The organism is Aequorivita sinensis, from assembly GCF_006346335.1.
Taxonomy (GTDB): Bacteria; Bacteroidota; Bacteroidia; order Flavobacteriales; family Flavobacteriaceae; genus Aequorivita; species Aequorivita sinensis.
In genome coordinates, this window is record NZ_VDMC01000049.1 from 1 (window position 1) to 1,262 (window position 1,262).

The window sequence follows — 1,262 nt, forward strand, 5'->3', positions numbered from 1 at the left end:
TAGTGTTGACCGTTATTTATTAATTTAGATTATCAAAAATAGTCATCAATTTTCTTTCTTGAGGCCTCAAGAAAGAAAATTGATTTATGAACTTCTCAGGGCTCATTCTGTCGTTATTGTTATGTAATCTTTTACTGTTGTAATTCTTGACCGCTTTTGCCGTCATTCTTTTTAACTGGATAAATGTCTGTGGCTTCCAATGATCAAGATATTCCTCTTTTATGGTTCTATTGATACGTTCAGCATAGGCATTGTCATGGGCTGAGAGTGCCATACTTATTTGGCTTCCATTTTCCCTTAAAAGATCAATATAGCCCTTGTAGATATACTGACTCCCCCGATCACTGTGGTGTACCAGAGGGGCGTCGTTTTCTTTCAATGCCATATTCAATGCATCCATATTTGCCTGTGCCCTCATATTATCAGAGACTTTATATCCTACGATCTTCTTGGTATAGACATCTATTATAAAAACTGCATAATAATGCTTGTTGCCAATAGGTATGTAAGTAATATCAGACTGCCATACCATTGATGGTCGGTCAACCTCCATCCCTTTTATTAGGTTAGGATAATAAATTTTCGAAGCAATAGTTGTTCTTTTATAATTCTTTTTACGCTTCAATCGGTATCCCAGTTCCATCATTAACTCTATAAACCTATCCCTTCCTATAAAGTCCGGTTTAAGTGTATAGTACATTTTCTCAACCCCACAACCAGGGTGATCCTCTCTGAGCTCATCAGCTTCGAGGGTCATTTGCTTGACTTTCTTGTCGAAGGCCTTTTGCCTTGTATTATACTGGCTTACAGCTTGCTTGCTGATTCCAACGGTGGCATATAGCATGTTCATTGAAAAACTCACTTTTTCTTTGTTTTCCCTGAACCAGTTGATTGTGGGGTGCCGAAGTTTTTTTTGATGTCGATATCAAGTTCATCCTTGGCAATCTCCATCATCTTCTCCAAATAATCAATCATTATTTGCTTGCGGCCTACGGTGCTCTCAAGCTCCTTTATGCGAGCTTCAAGCTCTTTCATCTTTTGGCTGCTACTGTCTTTCATTTCTATAATTCTAAATCCTTTTTCGTTAAAGGTAGAGAATTTATAAATCCATTTATAAATTGTTGGATTTCTTATTCCGTGAAGCTTCTCCAATTGGAGAACGCTAAACTTTCCGCTTTCAAAATCTGCAACAATCCTTTTTTTAAATTCAATTGAGTATTTACGCTGCTTGCGAATACTCCGTACATTTGCTTTCATAGGTT

2 protein-coding genes are annotated in these 1,262 nt (G+C 37.2%); both read right to left on the reverse strand.

What is annotated here, in order from left to right; translation table 11 throughout:
* Positions 1–19: 19 nt before the first annotated feature.
* Entirely contained in the window at positions 20–850 is an 831-nt protein-coding gene (locus tag FHP04_RS14325; RefSeq protein ID WP_158319154.1) for an IS3 family transposase, read from the reverse strand.
* 8 nt (positions 851–858) lie between these two features.
* Positions 859–1,262: transposase (locus tag FHP04_RS14330; RefSeq protein WP_246051452.1), on the reverse strand; the 404-nt coding region annotated here is incomplete at its 5' end.

What these genes read in the sequence shown, in the direction of transcription:
- FHP04_RS14325 (WP_158319154.1), bottom strand. Translation starts at nt 850, where the DNA reads ATGAACATGCTATATGCCACCGTTGGAATCAGCAAGCAAGCTGTAAGC.